Genomic DNA, 16,624 nt, shown 5'->3' on the forward strand with positions numbered 1-16,624 from the left:
CGGTCGCCCGGGCCGCCCCGGCGCCTCAGCCGTTCTGCTGGTTCCCGGCCTCCACGATCGCGTTGTTGATGACCTCGTTGATCTGGGCGGGGTCGTCGACCTGATGGCCCGAACCGCCCGTCGCCCGGGCGAGCGCCGACACCTCCTCCAGATCGGCGTCCGGGCCGACGGCTATCGCCACCATCGGCAGCGGATGCGCGGGATCGGCCAGCGACGTCAGCTTCGCGATCAGCTTCTTGCGGGAGATGCTGCCGGGGTCCTCGTTGGCGCCGTCGGTCAGCAGGACGACGGCGTTGAACTTGTCCTTGTCCCAGTTCGCGCGCGCCTTCTCGTACGCGGCGAGCGTCGTGTCGTACAGCCCGGTCGCGCCGCCGGGAACCGGCTGCAGGGCGCCGAACGCCGCGGTCAGCCTGTCCCGCTGCGTCTTCCCCCCGTCCTTGCGCGAGCCGAGCCGGTCGGTGGGCACCAGCTCCTCGTAGTCCCGGTCCCCCTCCAGACGGGTGGCGAACTCCCACAGGCCGATGTCGTCCTGGGGCGTGAACTGCGCGAGGGCCTGCAACAACGAGGACTTGGTGACCTCCATCCGGGTCCGGCCCGTGTCCGGTACCGGCTCGGCCATGGAGGCGGAGGCGTCGACGACGACGGTCAGCCGGGCGCTCTGCACCGTGATCGTCCACAGGCCCCGCGTCTCCTGGAGCGCCTTCACCGAAGGGGCCTCGTCCGGCGGGGACGTGTAGGGCTGGGGGCCGCGCGCACCCGCGGCCTGTGCGACCGGCCGGTCCACGCCCCCGTCCTGCGGCCGGAAACCGTGTTTGCGCAGGATCTCGCGGCCCGCCTCCTCACCCATCAGGGTCATGAAGCGCACCGCCGCCCTGCTGTGCTTCGTGGAGAGCTTGGTGCTGTCGACGATCGTGTACGGGTAGTCCAGCGCCGGGGAGCCGTCCTTCGGATAGAACAGGTCCAGCGTCGAACCGCCCTCCGAGTTGTAGGCGTACGCCGCCTGTTCGGTCAGTACGAGCGCGTCGTTGCGCTCCGGGTTGCCGCCCTCCGCCCGCGAGTCGTTTCGCGCGAGGGTGTCCAGGACCTGGCTGTCGCTGTCGACGGTGCGGTGGGCGAGGATCTTCGCCGCCGCCGCGACCTGCGCGCTGCCCTGCGCCCCCGAACCGGCCGCCGACTGCGTGACCTTGGTGAGGGCGAGGAGCCCGGCGGCGCTGCGCGCCGGGTCGGCGCTGCCCAGACGCGGGCGGTCCCCCGAGAGACCGGCCGCGGCCAGCTGCGCCCACGTGTACGTCTTCTTCGGCCAGCCCAGGGAGGCCGCGGCCTTCTTCGTCATCCCCAGGGCGACCGGGGTGGAGGCGATCGCGCCGGTCGCCGAGGCACGGACGCCCGCCGGTGCGTCGCTCTGCTGATCGACCCAGATGCCGGAGTCCGGCACCCACGCCTGGAAGTCGGGGCGGCGTCCCTCGCGCAGGGAAGCGGTGACCTTCGACGAGTCCCGGGCGCTGATCTCGACGTCCAGACAGTTGCCGTCGGAGGTGATGGCGTGGTCCCGGGCGTAGTCGGCGGCCTCCCGCAGCGCGGGGGCGATGTCGGGGGAGGCGGCCACCTTGAGGTCGACCGCGTCCTTCGCGCAGCTGTCACCGAGCGGGATCAGCCCACCGCGCACCGCGAGTGCCGCACCCGCGAGGACGGCGACCACGAGCGTCGTGGCGATCACCACGGTGCGTCTGCCGCGGGCGCGGGGTGGTCCGGTGCGTGCGCCGGTCTCCTCGTCGGTCAGACTGTGACGTCCCATGCCGGTGGTGCCCTTCTTCCTTCGAACGGTGGAGCCGTGAAGCTGCGTGGAGCCAAGGAAGCGGGGGTGCGGTGCCGTCTCGACGGCGGCCGTCCCCCCGGCCTGTCGCGTGCGGCGGGGGAGCCGAAACCGGCCAGGGTGCCGTCCTGCCGCACCCGTTCGGATGTCGAAACCCCCGTCGGGACCGGGGTCCCGACGGGCACCCTAGCCGGGCGGGGACGATGATGAGGCCGGAACAGTCAACTGGAGGCAGCAGTGCAGGCGGAGGCGGGCCCCGTGGCCGGAACTTTTCCCACCGAAGGGCTCACACGAAGAATTTTCCGGAACGAGACTCTGCTCGTCCTCGCGTTGTCGCTCGGTGCCAGTGGAGTGTCCGCGCTGATCAGCTTCGTCGGTTCGGTCACCCGGCCCGGCGGTCTCAAGGATCAGGCGGCCACCCTGAACTCCTCGGCCGCACCGGGGCGGCCCTGGCTTGATCTGGCGTGGCAGCTCTTCGGGATCGCGACCGCTCTGGTACCTGTCGCACTCGTCCTGCACCTGCTGATGCGGGAGAAGGCGGGGCCCCGCAGCCTCGGTCTCGACCTGAAGCGGCCGTGGCCGGATCTGGGGCGCGGGGCGCTCGTCGCGGCCGTCGTCGGAAGCGTTGGCATCGCCTTCTACCTCGCGGCGCGCGGGCTCGGCTTCAACCTCACCGTGGTGCCCGAGTCGCTGCCCGGCGTGTGGTGGAAGTACCCGGTGCTGGTGCTCTCCGCCGTGCAGAACGCGGTGCTCGAAGAAGTGATCGTGGTCGGCTACCTGCTGCGCAGACTCGGCCAGTTGGGCTGGACCCCCACCGCAGCGCTGATCGCCAGCTCCGTTCTGCGGGGCTCCTACCACCTGTACCAGGGGATCGGCGGGTTCCTCGGAAACCTTGCCATGGGGCTGCTGTTCGTCCTTCTCTACCGGCGCTGGGGCCGCGTGGGGCCCCTGGTGGCCGCCCACTCCCTCCTCGACATCGGGGCCTTCGTCGGCTTCGCCCTGCTCGCGGGCAAGGTGGACTGGCTGCCGACGGGCTGAAACAGCCCGCTCAGAGCAGCAGTTCACCGTCCAGGACGGTCACCGCGCCGCCGGTCACCTGGGTGCGGTCCCCGCGTAGCTCCAGTGTCAGCAACCCCGTGCGGCGGGAGGCCTGGAGGGCGGTCAGCCGCTCGCCGAGCCGGTCCGCCCAGTAGGGGGCGACTCCGGTGTGCGCGCTCCCGGTGACGGGGTCCTCGTCGATGCCGGAGGCGGGGAAGAAGCAGCGGGACACCACGTCGTACTCGCCCTCCGGGTCGGCCGCCCGCGCGGTCACCACGAGCCCGCGACCGGTCGCCCGGATCGCCGCGAGATCGGGCACGAACTCCCGTACGGCCGCCTCGTCGGGCAACTCGACCAGCAGCGCGTCACCGGCCGCGCCCATGTCGTACGCGGGGACCGCGGCGCCGGGACCCAGGCAGGGGCGCAGCGAGGCCGGCACCTCGTCCTCGGTGAGCTTCGCCGTCGGCAGGTCCATCGTCAGCGAGCCGGGTTCGTCCTGCGGGCGGGCCCGGACGGTCAGCGTGCCCGACCGGGTCGCGAACCGGACGCCCCCGGCGGGGAGCAGTCCCTCCGCCCGGAGCACGTGCGCGGTCGCGAGCGTCGCGTGGCCGCACAGGTCGACCTCCGTGGTCGGCGTGAACCAGCGCAGCGCCCAGTCGGCGTCACCGCCGGCGGGCAGTGGGTGGGCGAAGGCCGTCTCGGCGTGGTTGACCTCGGTGGCGATCCCCTGCAGGAGGACGTCGTCGGGGAAGCCGGAAGCGTACGCGCCGCCCGGGGCCCCGGGCACGGAGGCGCCCCGCGGATCGCCGGGGGCGGCAGGGCTTCGCGGGTCGCCGCAGGGGAGCAGGACGACGCCGGCCGGGTTGCCGGTGAAGGGACGGCGGGTGAAGGAGTCGACGACACGCAGACGCAAGGGTTCCTCCGGGCTCGGATGTCGTGGTGCGGCGGCGGAGACAGGATGTCGTAGTGATCGGGGGGGGGCGGGGGACGGAGGCCGCGTACCGGCCGGCGGTCGGTGTGTCGCTGGTGCCGGGGTGTGCGGCAGCGGCTCACAACCAGCGCCGGGCCGCCTCGACGCTGTCGCTGCCGCTCGTGTTGAACGCCAGGGCGGCCCCCGGGGCGTGCCGCCGCACCAGGTTGACGACCTGTTCGAAGAAGGGGAGCAGCGCCTCCGGCTTGCGGATGCCCCCGCCGACGACCACGACGTCCCAGACCCGCTCGCTCAGGGCGGTGACGAGGGTGGGTGCGGCCGTCTCGTCCAGCGCCACCAGCGTCATGGACGCGTCGATGTCCTGGTCCGCGAAGCGAGCCAGTTCCGCGTCGAGGAGAGCGCGCAGGGCGTCCCCGTCCAGGCCGGGAACCGCGTGCGGGTCTATACCGAGTACGAGTACGGAGTTCATGGGTGGAGGGACGCCCGGCGACGGCACGGGGTTCCCGAGGGGGCGACGGGCGAGCGGCGGCGCCCGGGGGCCCGGTTTGCCGCGCGCTCGTCAGGTCGCCTCCCCACCGGTGTCGCTCACCCGTCGTACGTCAGGTTCCGGCGCCGCCCGCGCCGAGCAGCAGCAGCGCCCTCGCGCGTTCGGCGCGGCGTGCCGTCAGGTAGGTGTACGGCGACATGCCGTAGGCGCTCCGGAACTGGCGGCTGAGGTGTCCCGCCGCCATGGGGACGGCGCGGGCCAGCGCCTCGACGTCCAGCGGTCGCGCGTACTCGCGGTCGATCCGGTCGCGGACGCGGCGCAGTCGTACGAGGCCGGTCAGGTGCGCCGCGGTGCGTGCGCGCGCCCACGAGGGGTGACACATGGGAGGACTCCTTCCACTGACGGCGGTGCGCCGCTCCCGGAGGGCAGGCCGGGCCTGCTCGGTGTCGCCGGCCGGCCGGGATTGGTGGCGCGGGCCGGTGGTCCGCTCAGGAGAGTTCCTGGATGCGGATCAGGTTGCCCGCGGGGTCGCGGAAGGCGCAGTCGCGGATGCCGTACGGCTGCTCGGTCGGTTCCTGGACGACCTCGGCATCGGCGGCCCGCACCTTCTCGAACGTGCCGTCGAGGTCGCGGGTGGCCAGCAGAATCCAGCCGTAGGTGCCCTTGGCCATCATCTCGGCGATGGTGCGGCGCTCGGTGTCGGTGATGCCGGGATCGGTGGCCGGCGGGGCCAGCAGGATGCACGTACTCGGCTGATCGACGGGGCCGACCGTGATCCAGCGCATTTTGCCCTGCCCCACGTCGCTGCGGACCTCGAAACCGAGGGCGTCGCGGTAGAAGGCGAGGGAGGCCTCCGGGTCGTCGTGCGGGAGGGAGCTGGTGTGAATGGTGATGTCCATGCAGAGGAGACTGGCACGCCCCCGGTACGCGCGCTTCTCGAATCCTGACCGATCCGGCCGCTCGTGCGCCGAGCGGACCCGGCCGGCGGAAGACGTCCGCCTGCCCGGCGCGGCGCCGCTTGACCTTGGCACAGTGACAAGGGCTTCACTGCGTCGAGGAGGTGGTACCGATGACCGTGCCGGAGGAGGACACGACCACGACGAGCGTTCTCCGGGCGCTGGAGCACACAAACGCGTCGGTCCGGCTGCGGGCGGCGCTGGCAGCCGGCACGTCCCCGCATCCGCGGCTGATCGACAAGCTCGTCGAACGATGCGCGGTCGAGCCCGAGTTCTCCGTACGCGAGACGCTCACGTGGGCACTCACCCGCCACCGCGCGTCGGCCACGGTCCCCAAGCTCCTCGACGCACTCCCCTCGGCACGTACGCAGGCACGAGGCCAGGCCCTGCACACCCTGTCGAAGATCGGGGACCGGCGGGCCTGGCCGGCGATCACCCCGGAGCTGCTGGCCGACGCCGACGCCGAGGTGGCGCGGAGCGCCTGGCGGGCAGCGGTCGTCCTCGTGCCGCAGGAGGAGAAGCCCGCACTGGCCGAGGCACTGGCGACACAGCTGGGGCGCGGTGGGCGGGACACGCGCTTGAGCCTCAGCCGGGCGTTGATCGCGCTGGGTGAGGTGAGCACGCCGGCCCTTCGCGCCGCGATGACGGATGATCCCGACCCCCGCGTGCGTCAGCACGCGCTAGCTCTCCGGCGTGGCGAACCATCGGGCGGCGGACTGTTCGAAAGCGTCGTGATCGGGGGTGTCGCTCGCCCAGGCCACGACGCCGTCTGGCCGGACCAGTACGGCCGCCAGCCCGAGGTCGTCGCGCACTGGACCGGCCGCGTACTGGAGCCGGCCCTCCCACCCCCGGGCCGCCCCTCGCATCGCGCCGTCGGCGGTGAAGTCGAGCGCGAGGCCCTGGCCCTTGTGCAGCAGCTCGCCGAGTCGGGTGCCGTCGTCAAAGCGGAAGTCCGGGGCGCTGCGCCCGACGAGCGGGTGCCCACCGCCCAGGTCGTAGTCGTGGAACAGGCCCGAAGTCCTGCGGTACACGTGGGTCGTTCCGTCCGGGGTGCTCATCAGGTCGTGGACCAGCCGGCGCAGCGCGGGGGCGTTGGGACCCGGCTTCATGGTCGCCACCTGGGCCCGGGACCAGTCGAGCACCGCGGCGCCGACGGGGTGGCGCTCGGTGGTGTAGCTGTCGATCAGGCCCTCGGGTGCGTGTCCGCGCAGGGTGGCGGCGAGCTTCCAGCCGAGGTTCACGGCGTCACCGATGCCGAGGTTGAGCCCCTGGCCGCCCAGCGGCGAGTGGATGTGCGCGGCGTCTCCGGCGAGCAGCACGTGGCCCTTGCGGTAGTCCGTCACTTGCAGGGCGCGGTCGGTGAAGCTGGAGGCGAGATGGACCTCCTCCAGCTTCACGGCGGTGCCGGCGACGCGGGCCAGCACTGTCTGGAGGTGGTCGCGGGTCAGCGGCTGGGAGCGGTCGAAGGTGCCGCCGTCGAAGTCCATCATGCCCAGGTGCCCTTCGAAGGGCGTGCGCAGGTACATGCCGTGCGGCGTCAGATGGAACCCTAGAGGCAACTGCTCGGGGTCGGCGAAGGTGACCTGGGCGACGTAGCCCGTGAACAACGGCTCGGTGCCGACGAATTCGAAGCCCGCGAGGGCGCGCACCGCGCTGCGTCCGCCGTCGCACCCGACGAGCCGACGCGCTTGGTACTGCTGCCCGCCCGCCGTGGTGACGACGTCTTCCTCGTCCTGACTCACGGCCGTGACAGGAGCGCCTCGGACGATCTCCACGCCGAGTGCGGAAGCCTGCTCGGCCAACACCGTCGTGACCGCTTCCAGGCTCGTCATGAAGCCTTCCATCGCCGGACTGGGCAGTCGGAACGGGAGCGCTTCCGTGTCGACGTCGGCCGCGTCGAGCATCATGCCCGCGAAATGGCTCAGCTCACGCGGGGCGGGCGCCTCGATCGCCTCGGGGTCCGCGCCGGCCTTCTCCGCGTCGGCACCGGAGGCCTTAGCCATCGCCTCCAGCAGCCCGCGGCGGTAGAACGTCTCGACCGTTCCCGCGTTCAGTCCCCGCAACCCGAGCGGAAGGGCCTTCCAGGGCGGACAGGGGTCCTGGTCCCGCTCCAGTACGAGGACGGAACAGCCGGACCGGGCCAGCTCGCCCGCCAGGAACAGGCCGACCGGGCCGGCGCCCGCGATGATGACGTCGTGCATGGGAGTTTCCCTTCTGAAACCAGTACGTGGGCGGCCCCGGCCGGATGACGCGGGTCAGCGCAGGCGGGTGAGGCCGTCGAGGATGACGGCGATGCCGGTGAGGAACTGCTCGCGGTCGTCGTGCCCGCGTACCTGGCCGGCGATGGCGTGCATGAACGGGTAGTCCTCGGAGGCGAGTTGCTGCCACGCCGTCAACGTCGCGTCGAAGAACTCCCCGCGGTCCGCCTCGGGGTCCGTCCCCGAGGTGTCCCCCTCGATGCGGGCGTTCTGGCTGACCGCTCCGAGGATGTAGTGCACGAGTGTCGAGGCCGCGTCGAACCAGCGGGCTCGCGGCACACCCAAGGCACCGACCTGTCGGCCGATCCGCTCGAAGATCCCCACCGTCACCGGCCCGACCGGGTTGCGGACGACCTGGAGGGTCAGCCGCGTGGCGAGCCACTGGTGAGCGGCGATCGCGTCGTACAGGGCCAGCGCGACGGAGCGGATCTCCTCTGCGGGCGTGGCCGAGGCCCGTGCGGGGTTCGTGGCCGAGGCCCGTGCGTGCTTCGGTTCCAGAGCGGTGACAACGACCGTCTCGGTCGCCGCGTCCAGCAGATCGTCCCGCTTGCCCACGTGGTACGAGATCGCGCCGGACCCGGTGGACAGGCGCTCAACCAGCGCCCGGACGGTCAGCGCACCCTCGCCGCCCGCGTCGAGCAGCTCGACCGCGGCCTCGATGATCTGCTCCCGGGAGAGCACCTGGTTACGCCGTGGAGACCGGCGTGATCGCGTTGCCATGCGGCCATGGTGACATATTTGGTGCGCCGTGCCAATTTGGTGCGCCGTACCAAAAAGGGCGGGTGTCCGCTTGGCGCACTGCGCCGCACCGGGCCGGCGTCCACGTCGTCCCGCTCATCCGGGAGTCGCCCTGGAAACCGTCTCGATCGTGGGCGCCGCGCTCGGCGGGCTCACGCCGGCCCGCGTCCCGCACGTCCACGGAAGACCGGTCCCGTCCACGAGGTGGAAGCCTCGCCCGAGGCGCGGTCGCAGGGCGGGACGCTCGCCGTCCACGACTGCGACGGGCCGCTCGCTCTTGAGGCCGCCGGTCTGGTGTCAGTGTCAGGGGAGCGGTGAACGCTTGATGTCCCGTCTCAGCCCGATCTGTCCGGCCTGCGACCGGGGCCACGTCACCCCGTCGACTCCAGCATGCGGTCGAGTGTCCGGCGCCCCATTTCGCTCATCGCCGGATTGCTCTCGGCGTAGTACCAGACCACGCCCATCGCCTGCTCGAAAGCCCATGCCCTGCCGCGCTCCCACTCCAGGTCGTCGCAGGCGAGTGTCCGCCGGAGCACTTCCCGCGGGCCCGGCCGCAACAGGTGCCAGGCACTGACCAGATCCAGCGCGGGGTCGGCCGGGCCGAAGCCGCCGGTGTCGAGTACGCCGCTGAGCCGGTCTCCCGAGATCAGTACGTTGCCGGGAATCAAGTCGCCATGGCTCATCACGTCGGCACCCGTGCGTGGCAGCTCCCGGAAGTGGCTCCACATCTGGCGCAGCCGGGGCACGTCGAGCAGCCCCGCACTCTCCTCGAAGCACTTCGCCATCCAGCCGTCGTGGTGAGCGAGAACACCGCCGCGACCTTCGCCGCTGAAAAGCCGCCCCCGCGTATCGGCGCCCCGCAGGGCTGTGATGAAGGCGGCAAGGTCCTCGGCGAACGCGACCGAACGACTCGGGTCGGCATCGAAGGCGACTGTTCCCGGCAGCCATGTCTGGACCGACCAGGGCATGGGGTATCCCGCTCCGGGCTTGCCCAGGGCGACGGGTTCCGGGGCGGGGAACGGGGACGCCTGGGCCAGTTCCGCGCTCGCCCGGGCTTCCTGTTCGAGCACTGCCCGCACCTCGGCGGCCTCGGCCAGGCGTAACGGGAAACGCGCGGAGAGGTCGTTCCCGATACGGAAGACGGCGTTGACCGTCCCGGTCGACGACAGGGGCTGGATCGCCTTGCCGCTCCACTGAGGGAACTGTTCCTGGATCAAGGTCGCGACGATTCCGGTGGTCACGTCCACTTGGTCACCGTGCATGGTCACTTTCGCAGGCCCTCCTCGATCCCGTGCGAAACGCCGGAAGCAGACCAGCTCGACCGGGACGACAGCCAGTATTCACACGCCAGGGCCCAGATCAACCGAGATTCCCGGCCGCCCAGGTGTCTGGCGCTCGTCCAGCCGCCGATGCCGCACATGGGCATCCGCCAGCACGACTTCCGGGCTTCATGCCGGGCCGGTTCCTGGAGGCCGACTTCCAGCCCACACGCAAGGGCTCGCCCTTCGAGAGGAGCCCCATTGAGAAGATGCTGGGCTCTGTCGCCACGATGTTCGCGCAGTTCCTCCCCGGCTGCACCGGTCGCAACACCGACCGCCGCGGTCGGCACCCGGAGAAGGCAGGCGCGACACCTGTCGTGCGCGCCTGCCGCATTGCGGCCTTTCAGGCCCGCGGTGCCACGCGGATACGGTTCCCGTCAGGATCGGCTGCGAGGAAGGTCAGCCCGAACCCCGGATCATGAGGCTCGCGCAGGATCGTGACGCCCTTGGCCTGCCACTGCTTGAAGATCGCGTTGAGCTCGTCGGGTCCACTGTCGATGGCCAGGCACACCTCACTGGTACGCGGGACGTCCGGTGACAGATCCTCGAACTGGCCGGACCACAGAGCGAGGTCAGCGCCTGGCCCGAGGTCGAAGGTGATGTATCCCGGAGTCTCGAACGAGGGGCTCAGGCCGAGGAGGCCGCCGTAGAAACGCGCTGCGGCGGGAGCGTCGTTCACGTAGACGATGGACAGGACGGATGTGGTCATGGTTGTTTCCTTCTCACAGGCCGTAGGTACGCATCCATCAGCCTGACCGGGATATGCGCCGCATCATGTCGCCGTTCCTGAAAAAATCGGTGTGTGACCCCAGACCGCTTCTTCTCCCTGATGCTGCTCCTCGCATCGAGGGATGCCGTGACCACACAGGGACTTGCCTCGGCGCTCGGGGTGTCCCTTCGAACCATCACCCGGGACCTGAACTGGCTCCGTGACGCCGGTCTGCCAGTGACTGCACAACGGGGCCGCCTCGGAGGCGTGACCATGCTGCCCGGGTCCGGGCTCGACCTCACGCGACTCACACCGGGCGAGCGTGATCATCTGTCGCTCGCCGGGCTGGATGAGAGGCAACGTGCGGAGCTCAACGCATCCGTCGAAGGCCGGCGGGCGCTCTCCAAGATCGCCGCTGCACCGTCACGTCGAGTGCATGAGCTCCTGCCGCTCACCGACGTGGTGCACGTGGACAGCCGCCCCTGGCTCCGGGCACATACTTCCGGCACGACTCCGGCTTCGCTGATCGGCCCGGTGCGGCGAGGTCGTCGGCTGCGGATCGAGTACGACAGCTCACGCGAGTCGTGCCCACGCGATCTGGTCGTGGATCCCTACGGGCTGTTCGCCAAGGCCGGCACTTGGTACCTCGTCGCCGACTGTGCCCGAGTGCCACGAATGTACCGACTCGGACGAATCACGACGTGGAAAGAAGTCGACCAGCCACGACGGATCCGCGAGAGCCAGACTCTCGCCACCGTCGCTGCAGCGCTCGTTGATCAGTGGGATCACGACCACGTGACAGAGGTCAGTGCCACCATCGACCAGGCCCAGATGGAGCGAGCGCAACGGATCTTTGGCCTACGACTCGTCCGGGACGACCATCAGGAATCCGCTACCGGCCACAAGGTGACGATCCGTTTCCTGCATCTGCAGGACGTGCGAGCACTACTGCCGTTCGGGAGCGCCATCACTGTGCACGGCCCCACCGAAGCCAGGGCTCACCTCCGCGACCTCGCCACCGACCTCGCCCACCACTATGCGCCGTCACCAACGTCCTGAGCCGCGACAACTAACAGGCGGTCAACCGATCACGGTCGCAGACGCCCGACACGGCAATCAACCTTCACCGCGCAGCTCAACCTGTCCTGTGACAGTGAACCTTGACCGATTGCCACTGAAGTCTGACCGCCGGGAGGCGCTCTACCGGCGGACCGCCGAGATCAGTCCGCCGGGCCGCTCCTCGCGCTGCGGCGGGGTGCTGATCGGGCGGCCGTAGGCGGCAGCGCGCTCGCGCAGGGTGTGGCTGTCGGCCTCCCAGCCGTGGCCAGCCAGCCAGCCCACCGGCTCGTCGGGCATCTCCGAGACCCACATGGAGGCCGCCGATCCCGGCACGGCGTCCGCGCCGAAGCGCTCGATCACGCCGCGCGAGCCCAACGTCAGCCCCATCCGGCTGCCGGCTGCCGACTGCGCGCCGATCCGGGCCAGCAGCAGCTCCACCGCGTCCTCGGGCAGATAGATCAGCAGTCCTTCGCCGATCCACGCGGTCGGCGCGGCCGGGTCGTGCCCTGCGGCGGCCAGCGCGGCCGGCCAGTCCTCACGCAGATCCACCGCGACGGTGATCCGCTCGCAGCGTGCGACGGCCCGCTCCCGGCGCAGCACCGAAGCCTTGAAGTCCAGTGGCGCGGCGGTGTCGACCTCGAACAGCCGGGTGTCCTCGGGCCAGTCGATCCGGAAGGCCCGGCTGTCCATGCCGGCGCCGAGCAGCACGACCTGCCGGACCCCGGACGCGGAGGCCTGCTGCAACAGGTCGTCGAGGAACTTCGTCCTGATGACGATGGAGAACGACACGGCCAGTCGGCGGCGGCGCGCGGCCTCGTCATCGGGCAGCGGCGGCGAGGAGGGCCATAGGCCGCCGGCGGTGGCGAAGGCCTGTGCCAGTGGATCGCGGAACAGGGCGTTCTCCCGCCCGGTCTCCAGCGCCCGCACCCGGGCCACCCCCACCGCCGTGGCCCACACTCCCGACGGCTGCACCCGTTTCTGCTCATCAGTCACCGCGCCAGCCTAGGCAGGGCCAGTTGGGCCTTCCGCTGCCGGTATGCCTTCTGGCGGCAGCGCTGTGAGCACGTCCGGCGTTGTTGCTGGCAGGTCGCCCACCGGAACTCACGCACCGGCTGAGCGCTCTCGAACCGCGTACTCCACAACCGGCCCAACGACCCGCGACAACGCCCACCGGAGTCAAGAAAGTCCAGCTCAAAGGCAGATAACGCTGGATCCCTGTACGCATGAGCCGGTGCGCCCACCACGTCTCCAACCGCAACGGTCAAAGTTCGGTGGCAGGAACATACCGGTGGTCAAAGTTCAGTGGCAATCGAACGAGATTCGCTGTCACAGGTCACCATCGATCCGATCGCCCTTGCCTAACGAACTGTTCCGATATATCGTTGAGGCATCGCGATCCATTGACGATGAAAGGAGTGATCGTGATGCGTACCTTCGGACACGAGCATGAGCACGGACATGGGCACGGGCGCGGGCGTGGTTTCGGTCACGGTCCCGAGGGCCGTGGGCGCGGCGGTTTCGAGCGTGGCGACTTCGAGAGTCGGCGGGCCGCCTTCGGGCCGTTCGGTCCCGGCGGTCCCGGCGGCTTCGGTGGTCCTGGTGGTCCCGGCGGGCCGGGGGGCTTCGGTCCCGGTGGTCCCTGGGGTGGCCGGGGGCGTGGCGGGGGGCCTCGGGGGCGGGCGCGGCGCGGTGATGTGCGCGCCTCGATCCTGGCGCTGCTCAAGGACCGTCCCATGCACGGCTACGAGATGATCCAGGAGATCGCCGAACGCAGTGGCGGCGCCTGGAAGCCGAGCCCCGGTTCGGTGTACCCCACTCTCCAGATGCTGGAGGACGAGGGGCTGATCGTCAGCGAGAGCGAGGGCGGCAAGAAGCTCTTCGCGCTCACCGACGAGGGCCGTACGGCGGCCGAGGCCGGTCCCGAGGCGCCCTGGGAGGAGGCCGGTCGCGGTGTCGACTGGGAGGCGCTCAACGAGGTCAGGCAGGCGGGAGCCGGTCTGATGGAGGCGTTCAGCCAGGTCTGGCGGACGGGGACCAAGGAGCAGCGCGAGAAGTCCCTCGCGGTCGTCAAGGACGCGCGCAAGCGCCTGTACCTGATCCTCGCCGAGGACGGGGAGGGCGACACCGGACCCGCCGCCGGCCCCGGTGACGAGGACTGACCGGGCCATCACGGGCAACCCCGTACGGAAGGGCCGCGAGGCGTCCGTGCGGGGTTGCCCGCGTCCTGCTGGAGGGGCTCCGCAGGCAGTCGAACCTGAACCCGGGCCGCCCCGTTCCGTGCACCCGGCCCCTCCTGACCCCTGACGCCGACTCCGGGGCGATCTCCTCCGTGAGGAGGAGGGATCGCCCCGGTTCGCACACCTCTCGTCGGACCTGGGAACCCTTCCCCCCGGGGACGACGGCCCCAGTGGTCAATGATGGAGTGGAGTACGTGCAACGCCCTATCCAGCAGCCGTACAGCGAGCCGGGCCCCGCCCGTGGGGAGCCCCGTGGCGCGCTCGGCGACGAGCTGGCCACCGTCGTCTCGGGTGCCCGCAGGCGGGCGGCCCGTGACGGCGACCCGCAGATCGACACGGCCCACCTGCTGCACTCCCTGCTGGAGTCCGACCCCCGGGCGAGATCCTTCGTCGACCCCGCGCACCTCGGCCGCCTCCTCGGCTACCTCGTGCAGCGCAGCATCGGCTACGGCCTCCAGTGGCAGGGCACCGTGGAGGACTCGGGCGGGATTCCCGTCCTGCGCGAGGCCGGCTGGTCGCCCGCCGCCTCGCTGGCCATGGAGCGGGCCGTGGAGCGTGCCACGGAGCGGGCCGGGGAGCGTGCCACCGGGTGCGGCGCCGACGCGCCGCCCGGGGGCACCGACCTGCTGGCGGCCCTCGCCGCCGACCCGGAATGCCGCGCCGCCGGGATTCTGCGCCGCGCGGGCGTCGATCCCGGCGCCCTGTGCGCCGCGCTCGTGGCAGCGGACCGCGAGCCGCAGGACGACGGGTGCGAGGAGTCCCACCAGCGTGCCGGGCGGCCGGCGTACGAGGAGACCGCCGGGCCCGGGCTGGTCCGGCCCCGTCCTCCGTCCGAGGATCCGCACGAGTTCGCCCGGGGTATCGACGTCTCGCGACTGCGTCAGCAGCATAGGGAGTGACGCTCCTGTCCCGGCCTGTCATGATGGCGCCGTGCCGGAGACATCGGGGAACAAGGACAAGCGGACCAAGGGGACAGGACTGGGCCTCGCCCTGGTCTCCGCCCTCGCCTTCGGCGGGTCCGGGGTGGCGGCCAAACCGCTGATCGAGGCGGGCCTCGACCCGCTGCACGTCGTATGGCTGCGGGTCGCCGGGGCGGCTCTCGTCATGCTGCCGGTCGCCTGGCGCCACCGTGCCCTGGTGCGGACCAGGCCCGCGCTGCTCGCCGGGTACGGGCTGCTGGCCGTGGCCGGGGTGCAGGCCTGCTACTTCGCGGCGATCTCCCGGATCCCGGTCGGGGTAGCGCTCCTGGTCGAGTACCTCGCCCCGGCCCTCGTCCTCGGCTGGGTGCGCTTCGTCCAGCGCCGGCCCGTGACCCGGGCCGCCGCTCTCGGCGTGGTCCTCGCCGTCGGCGGCCTCGCCTGCGTCGTCGAGGTCTGGGCCGGACTGTCCTTCGACGCGCTCGGCCTGCTGCTGGCCCTGGGCGCCGCCTGTTGCCAGGTCGGCTACTTCATCCTGTCCGACCAGGGCGGAGACGCGGGAGCCGAGGCGCCGTCCCCGCTCGGCGTCATCGCCCACGGACTGCTGGCCGGGGCCGTCCTGCTCACCTTCGTGGCCCGGCCCTGGACCATGGACTTCAGCGTCCTGACCGGTCGCGCGGACATGGGCGGCACCTCCGTCGCGGCCTGGCTGCTGCTCGCGTGGATCGTCCTGCTCGCGACCGTTCTGGCGTATGTCACCGGTGTGCTGTCGGTCCGCCGGCTGTCACCGCAGGTCGCGGTCGTCGTGGCCTGTCTGGAGGCGGTCGTCGCGACCGTCCTGGCCTGGGTCCTGCTCGGTGAACACCTCTCGGCGCCCCAGCTCTTCGGCGGGGCCGTCGTACTCGTCGGCGCGTTCGTCGCTCAGACCACCGCGCCCGCAGCCGCCCCGAGCGAGCCGATCGCCTCGGGAGGACCGCCGACGGCGGCCGCCGAAAGGGAGTTGTCCGCGCGCGCAGACGGCGTCTAGGGTGCCGATCATGTACGCACGCGCCCTCGTCCTGCCGCCTCCCGCCCGCTGAGCGCGGGCACCTGACGATTCGCCCGGCCCCCGGCCGGGCCCTGCCGTGCTGCCCGCAGACGTGAGTCCAGGCCTCTTCCTCCTGACCTGCTGCGGAGAACTTCACTGTGTCGCACGCCGTATCCGGCCTGCCCCTCGGGCGTGGCCTTCTCTTCCTGACCTTCGCCGGTGCCGCCTGGGGAACCGCGGGCGCCGCCGCGGCCCTGCTGTACCGGACGGGTGATCTCGGACCGCTCGCGCTGTCCTTCTGGCGCTACGCCGGCGGTCTGCTCCTCCTGCTCGGCGCCCGCACCTGGCGCGGCGCCGTCCGGTCCCGGCGGCCGGACCGGCCGGTGCCCGCCGCCGCGGGCTTCCGCGGGCGCCGCCTCGCGCGCAACCTCGTGCGGGGCGCCGTCCTCGCGCTGTTCCAGACCACGTACTTCGTCGCCGTGCGCGACACGGGCCTCGCGGTGGCGACCGTCGTCGCCCTCGGCGCGGGCCCCGTCCTGATCGCGCTCGGCGCCCGGTTCGGCCTCGGGGAACGCCTCGGCGGCGGCGGGGTGTGCGCCGTGCTGGGCGCGCTCGCCGGACTGGTGGTGCTCGTACTGGGCGGCGGGGAGGCGACGGTCCGGCCCGCCGGTGTCGGGTGGGCGCTCGTCTGCTCGGCCTCGTACGCCGCGCTGACCCTGCTCACGCGCTGGTTCGCGCGGGAGGACGACGGGCAGGACGCGGTGACCACGACGGCCTGGTCCTTCGCCGTCGGCGCCGTGGCCCTGCTGCCGCTCGCGGCCCTGGAAGGACTGTCGCCGCACACCGGGCAGCCGCTGCGGACGCTGCTCCTGCTCGGCTACATGGCCTCGGTGCCCAGCGCGCTCGCCTACGTCCTGTACTTCGCCGGGGCGGCCGTCGTGCGGTCGGCGACGGTCTCGGTGATCATGCTGCTCGAACCGGTGAGCGCCGCCGTCATCGCGGTGACCCTCCTCGGCGAACGGCTCACCGCGCCCACCGTCCTCGGGGTGCTGCTCCTGCTGGGGGCGGTCACGGGGCTGGCCGCGGCCGAGGCGCGTACGGCCGGCCGGCCCGTCTGAGCGCGGCCCCGGGCCGG

15 protein-coding genes and 3 pseudogenes are annotated in these 16,624 nt (G+C 71.7%); 8 read left to right on the forward strand and 10 right to left on the reverse strand.

Going from position 1 to position 16,624, the window contains the following annotated elements; genetic code table 11:
* Positions 1-25 precede the first annotated feature (25 nt).
* Positions 26-1,795: a substrate-binding and VWA domain-containing protein gene (locus AB0J21_RS30825; RefSeq protein WP_363149454.1), complete on the reverse strand. Its 1,770-nt coding sequence runs from the start codon at positions 1,793-1,795 to the stop codon at positions 26-28.
* A gap of 255 nt (positions 1,796-2,050) precedes the next feature.
* On the opposite strand from AB0J21_RS30825, the gene AB0J21_RS30830 reads away from it, so the two are divergent.
* Positions 2,051-2,851, forward strand: coding sequence for a CPBP family intramembrane glutamic endopeptidase (locus AB0J21_RS30830; protein ID WP_363149455.1), 801 nt, complete (start codon positions 2,051-2,053; stop codon positions 2,849-2,851).
* Between the two features lie 10 nt (positions 2,852-2,861).
* Here AB0J21_RS30830 and AB0J21_RS30835 read toward each other — a convergent pair whose 3' ends face one another.
* From AB0J21_RS30835 to AB0J21_RS30850, 4 genes and pseudogenes are all read right to left on the reverse strand, one after another.
* Positions 2,862-3,764, reverse strand: coding sequence for a PhzF family phenazine biosynthesis protein (locus AB0J21_RS30835; RefSeq protein ID WP_363149456.1), 903 nt, complete (start codon positions 3,762-3,764; stop codon positions 2,862-2,864).
* A gap of 136 nt (positions 3,765-3,900) precedes the next feature.
* Positions 3,901-4,251 carry a hypothetical protein gene (locus tag AB0J21_RS30840; RefSeq protein WP_363149457.1) on the reverse strand — a complete coding sequence of 117 codons (351 nt, stop codon included), beginning with the start codon at positions 4,249-4,251 and terminating at the stop codon, positions 3,901-3,903.
* A 160-nt stretch (positions 4,252-4,411) separates the two neighbouring features.
* Positions 4,412-4,651 (reverse strand): annotated as a pseudogene (locus AB0J21_RS30845) (helix-turn-helix domain-containing protein); the annotation flags it as partial.
* A 106-nt stretch (positions 4,652-4,757) separates the two neighbouring features.
* A complete protein-coding gene (locus AB0J21_RS30850) occupies positions 4,758-5,168 on the reverse strand; it encodes a VOC family protein (protein WP_363149458.1) in 411 nt (136 codons plus the stop codon).
* 170 nt (positions 5,169-5,338) lie between these two features.
* Between AB0J21_RS30850 and AB0J21_RS30855 the strand changes: the two are divergent.
* Positions 5,339-5,911, forward strand: a pseudogene (locus AB0J21_RS30855) (HEAT repeat domain-containing protein); the annotation flags it as partial.
* Here the strand turns inward: AB0J21_RS30855 and AB0J21_RS30860 are convergent.
* Positions 5,906-7,426: an FAD-dependent oxidoreductase gene (locus AB0J21_RS30860; RefSeq protein ID WP_363149459.1), complete on the reverse strand. Its 1,521-nt coding sequence runs from the start codon at positions 7,424-7,426 to the stop codon at positions 5,906-5,908. The pseudogene AB0J21_RS30855 and the gene AB0J21_RS30860 sit on opposite strands and share 6 nt — an antisense overlap.
* 54 nt (positions 7,427-7,480) lie before the next feature.
* Positions 7,481-8,203 carry a helix-turn-helix domain-containing protein gene (locus AB0J21_RS30865; RefSeq protein ID WP_363149460.1) on the reverse strand — a complete coding sequence of 241 codons (723 nt, stop codon included), beginning with the start codon at positions 8,201-8,203 and terminating at the stop codon, positions 7,481-7,483.
* Positions 8,204-8,333: 130 nt separating this feature from the next.
* Here AB0J21_RS30865 and AB0J21_RS30870 point away from each other — a divergent pair.
* A pseudogene (locus AB0J21_RS30870) lies at positions 8,334-8,515 on the forward strand (FAD-dependent monooxygenase); the annotation flags it as partial.
* 77 nt (positions 8,516-8,592) lie between these two features.
* Here AB0J21_RS30870 and AB0J21_RS30875 read toward each other — a convergent pair.
* Both AB0J21_RS30875 and AB0J21_RS30880 read right to left on the reverse strand, forming a co-directional pair.
* Positions 8,593-9,483, reverse strand: a complete 891-nt coding sequence (locus AB0J21_RS30875; RefSeq protein WP_363149530.1) for an aminoglycoside phosphotransferase family protein — start codon at positions 9,481-9,483, stop codon at positions 8,593-8,595.
* Positions 9,484-9,883: 400 nt separating this feature from the next.
* Positions 9,884-10,249, reverse strand: coding sequence for a VOC family protein (locus AB0J21_RS30880; protein WP_363149461.1), 366 nt, complete (start codon positions 10,247-10,249; stop codon positions 9,884-9,886).
* A gap of 93 nt (positions 10,250-10,342) precedes the next feature.
* Between AB0J21_RS30880 and AB0J21_RS30885 the strand changes: the two genes are divergently transcribed.
* A complete protein-coding gene (locus AB0J21_RS30885; RefSeq protein WP_363149462.1) occupies positions 10,343-11,308 on the forward strand; it encodes a WYL domain-containing protein in 966 nt (321 codons plus the stop codon).
* A gap of 141 nt (positions 11,309-11,449) precedes the next feature.
* Here AB0J21_RS30885 and AB0J21_RS30890 read toward each other — a convergent pair whose 3' ends face one another.
* Positions 11,450-12,265, reverse strand: a complete 816-nt coding sequence (locus AB0J21_RS30890) for a class I SAM-dependent methyltransferase (RefSeq protein ID WP_363149531.1) — start codon at positions 12,263-12,265, stop codon at positions 11,450-11,452.
* 467 nt (positions 12,266-12,732) lie between these two features.
* On the opposite strand from AB0J21_RS30890, the gene AB0J21_RS30895 reads away from it, so the two are divergent.
* From AB0J21_RS30895 to AB0J21_RS30910, 4 genes are all read left to right on the forward strand, one after another.
* Positions 12,733-13,467 (forward strand): PadR family transcriptional regulator, encoded by a 735-nt coding sequence (locus tag AB0J21_RS30895; RefSeq protein ID WP_363149463.1) that lies wholly within the window; start codon positions 12,733-12,735, stop codon positions 13,465-13,467.
* Positions 13,468-13,739: 272 nt separating this feature from the next.
* Positions 13,740-14,444 (forward strand): Clp protease N-terminal domain-containing protein, encoded by a 705-nt coding sequence (locus tag AB0J21_RS30900; protein WP_363149464.1) that lies wholly within the window; start codon positions 13,740-13,742, stop codon positions 14,442-14,444.
* Positions 14,445-14,475: 31 nt separating this feature from the next.
* Positions 14,476-15,489, forward strand: a complete 1,014-nt coding sequence (locus AB0J21_RS30905; RefSeq protein ID WP_363149465.1) for an EamA family transporter — start codon at positions 14,476-14,478, stop codon at positions 15,487-15,489.
* Positions 15,490-15,647: 158 nt separating this feature from the next.
* Positions 15,648-16,607, forward strand: coding sequence for a DMT family transporter (locus AB0J21_RS30910; RefSeq protein WP_363149466.1), 960 nt, complete (start codon positions 15,648-15,650; stop codon positions 16,605-16,607).
* The last annotated feature ends 17 nt before the right edge of the window (positions 16,608-16,624 follow it).

The organism is Streptomyces sp. NPDC049954 (genome assembly GCF_040656295.1).
GTDB lineage: Bacteria > Actinomycetota > Actinomycetes > Streptomycetales > Streptomycetaceae > Streptomyces.